Source organism: Psychrobacter sp. AOP7-B1-24 (genome assembly GCF_052376215.1).
Taxonomy (GTDB): domain Bacteria; phylum Pseudomonadota; class Gammaproteobacteria; order Pseudomonadales; family Moraxellaceae; genus Psychrobacter.
The window spans coordinates 1-3,862 of record NZ_JBQSVL010000132.1 but is presented as its reverse complement, the minus strand read 5'-3'; the positions used below and the strand labels follow the sequence as shown (position 1 = coordinate 3,862).

Below are 3,862 nucleotides of genomic sequence, written 5' to 3'. Positions count from 1 at the left end.
AAGTTTTATATCTATTTATAACCGTTTAGTGACATTTTGTCGTCTATGTCTATTAGAACCTACTGAACACAAAATACCGATTATTTATATTTATTGTTGCAATCGCCTATTAAAACAAGCTTTATACTACAATTTATCAAGTTAATATAATAAATATGTTTTGATGTCTTGTGATTATAGCAGGCTAATCCTATAATAATAATTGATGATTTTTAACCAGACGCAAACTTTTATTTCTAATACATTATGATTAGGTCAGGCAACTTTTATTTATAGCTCGCTAAGTAGCTAAGGACATCCTCTTGAACACCACAAACTTAACGACATTCGTCACCGTTATGCATACAGGCAGTATTTCTGGCGCCGCAGAAAAGCTGTTTATCACTCAGCCTGCTGTCAGTAAACGCATCAAAAATTTGGAAGATGAATTTGATATTACCCTGTTTGATACAGTAGGCCGCGGGATCGTGCCGACCCAAGCTGCTAATGAGATGCTACCACACGCTAAGCGTTGGTTAGAAGATTATGAGAATTTTAAAATCAACCTACAACATTCTCAACATATCGTGTCTGGAAAACTGGTCATTGGTACTAGCCATCACATAGGTTTACATCATCTAGCACCTGTACTCAAACACTTTATACAAGCCTACCCTGCAGTGCAGTTAGAGGTTCATTTTGTCGATTCAGAAGCCGCACACAAAGCTGTATTAGACGGTGATTTATCATTGGCCTTTGTCACGTTACCACCTGTTTACGATAAGCGTTTAACTTATCACACCCTATGGTCAGACCCTCTCTACTTTATGACGGGTACGTTATCACCTCTAGCAACGAAATCTAATGTCACCTTAGAACAATTAGCACGCTATCCTGCTATTTTGCCATCTGCCAATACCTTTACCAGTCAAATTACATTGGCTGAATTTGCTAAGCACAATCTAAAACCTTATGCCACCATGAGCACTAACCCTCTTGAGTCTATTCGTATGTTGGTTTCTGTTGGACTTGGTTGGTCAGTATTACCACAAACTATGGTTAGTCAAGATTTAGAACGTATTGACATGGCTGACAATATTGAATTACAACGCCACCTAGGCGTGGTTATCAATCCAAAACTAACACAATCTAGTAGTGTAACAGCGCTACTAGATTTGCTCGCACCTATTGAGTAAAAGTTACTAAACTGTGCTCGATCTTTCGAGCATGGCACTGATAGAAGCTAGTAGAGGCTAGTTTTAGACAGTTTGACATCAGAAGCAGTAGGGCCTGTTGTTTTAAACGTCTATGTTTAATACATTAAAATGGTAAAAATACCTCTGTGATCTGATGTTAAAACTGTCTCCTAGATTTATATAAGAGTCGCATTTTAATCTCGTTAAAGCTCACGCATCACCGTCATTTTACGCCTTATATAAAAACGTTTTAATGATCAGAAGTGTTTATTAATGAATATTAAACACGCCTGATTTATAACGATTGTGCAATGATTTTTCAGCACAAAAAGGGCGCTATTCGCATTTTTGGCACTCATACGCTATAATAGCTTTAAGATTGTCTCTATAACAAAAACTTACCGTAAAGATACTGATAGTAATCACATCGAACATCTTTAGTAATATATGATGTTTAATAGTAGCTTTGATGGTTTTAAATGATTGGTTATACAGGCGGTTTATATTGATATATAACTAGCAACTGCGAGAAATTAACACAGATAAAGAAAAGTGCGAATTTTTATCGCTTTCAGAGTATTGCTCAATTGGTATTAGCCCCAGAACAGCATCAATCATATAAAACTAACAGCAAATATTGAATAAAAGCCATTATGTCCTACTTAATGGCTTTTTTTCTTTAGATATTGTTTAGGACATCTTCTTACGAAAACTTAATTTTTAGAGTTAAAATAATTACAGCCAACACTGTTGGTTAAGGAACATTTATATGAACGGAGTTTCTAGTGGCGTGCTAATATCACTTGGCGCTTATTTTTTAGTGATGATAGGGATTGGCGTTTATGCTTACTTTAAGCAAGCCAATGACACTGAAGGCTATATGTTAGGAGGACGTAATTTAGGACCAGCCGTAACAGCGCTGTCGGCAGGTGCCTCAGATATGTCAGGTTGGTTATTACTTGGTCTACCCGGTTATATGTTTGCCGATGGTGTGGTCAGTATCTGGATTGCCCTTGGTTTAACACTTGGCGCATTATTGAACTATCTTATCGTAGCACCACGCCTTCGTGTTTATACCGAAGTCGCTGACAACGCTATTACCTTGCCTGATTATTTCGCCAACCGATTCGAAGACAAGTCGCACATGTTGCGTGTTATTTCTGCACTCGTCATCATTTTATTCTTTACTGTTTATACCGCAGCTAGCTTAGTCGGTGGTGGTAAACTCTTTGAAAGTTCGCTGAACCTATCTTACAGTACAGGCCTTTGGGTCACCGCAGGTGTGGTTGTCGCATACACTTTATTCGGTGGCTTCTTAGCTGTTTCAATGACCGATTTTGTGCAAGGTGTCATCATGCTATTTGCGATGGTGATTGTTCCTGTCGTTGCGTTTACTGACTTAGATGGTATTTCAGCCACTACTGAGGCAGTTAGAAATATCGATCCAAACTTACTGAACGTTACTAGTGGTATGAGTGTTATTGGTATTATCTCTCTAATGGCATGGGGTTTAGGCTATTTCGGTCAGCCACATATTATCGTACGCTTTATGGCAATTCGCTCAGTTAAAGACGTACCTACTGCACGTAATATTGGTATGAGCTGGATGGTTGTCAGTCTTGTTGGTTCACTAATGACTGGTTTTGCTGGTCGCGCCTATGTACAAAAGACTGCTATGACACTAGATGATCCTGAAACTATTTTTCTAGTATTTACGCAGTTTTTATTCCACCCACTAGTATCAGGCTTCCTATTAGCAGCTATTTTAGCAGCCATCATGAGTACTATCTCATCGCAATTATTAGTAGTATCAAGCTCACTAACCAAAGATGTATATAAATTATTCTTTGATAGAGAAGCACCAGAAGCTCGTCAAGTATTGGTAGGCCGTATATCAGTTATCATCGTTGCTATCGTTGCTATTATGCTAGCGTCTAATCCAGAAAGCTCTGTATTGAACTTGGTTTCTAATGCATGGGCAGGATTTGGTGCAGCCTTTGGGCCATTGGTTATCTTCAGCCTAACATGGCGTGGTATGAACCGTAACGGTGCTGTTGCTGGTATGGTCATTGGCGCATTGACTGTCATTTTGTGGATTTATGGTCCTTTCGAAGTCAATGGTACGGCACTTAACAGCTGGTTATATGCTATCGTTCCAGGCTTTATATTAAGCACTATCGCTATCTTTGCCGTTAGTATTATGACTGGTGGTCCAAGACCTTCTGTCTCTGCAAAATATAAAGAGATGGAACTAAACATAAATCAGTAAGCTGATAATTTATCTTGTCGTAACAAAAAAACCTCGTCATTATTGACGAGGTTTTTTTTGGTGACTAGCTCATGTTAATCATTCATAAAGAGGCTGTTTATCCCTACAACGCTTTTAGATAGGACTTAATGTAACAATAATGCGTTTGTTTGCCTTAACGAGTATTATCACACACTGCTTATATAGCTCTAGCGTCAGCTCGTAGAGAAGGATTGAACGTCTCATCATGGCAATGGCATATAGTCCAAAGAACTCTAAGTAAGTAAGATAACACCGTAGTGGTTTAGTCGTTCACTGACTATAGTTACTGTGATAGTCCGATAAGCCTTGAAGCTTGTCGTTATTAATTAAGGCAAAGGAAACCACTTCAAAATCCATAAAAAAATCGACCTTGTATAGGTCGATTTTTTATTATATA

General features: G+C 38.2%; 2 protein-coding genes. Both read left to right on the top strand.

Annotated elements, in window-relative coordinates; all coding sequences use genetic code 11:
• Window positions 1-302: 302 nt before the first annotated feature.
• Window positions 303-1,175: a LysR family transcriptional regulator gene (locus ACT3QP_RS14290; RefSeq protein ID WP_192520460.1), complete on the top strand. Its 873-nt coding sequence runs from the start codon at window positions 303-305 to the stop codon at window positions 1,173-1,175.
• Between the two features lie 769 nt (window positions 1,176-1,944).
• A complete protein-coding gene (gene putP / locus ACT3QP_RS14285) occupies window positions 1,945-3,444 on the top strand; it encodes a sodium/proline symporter PutP (protein WP_192520461.1) in 1,500 nt (499 codons plus the stop codon).
• Window positions 3,445-3,862: the final 418 nt, after the last annotated feature.

Bases quoted from the DNA above. Each gene is read 5' to 3' on its own strand.
- putP (WP_192520461.1), top strand. From the start codon at position 1,945: ATGAACGGAGTTTCTAGTGGCGTGCTAATATCACTTGGCGCTTATTTT.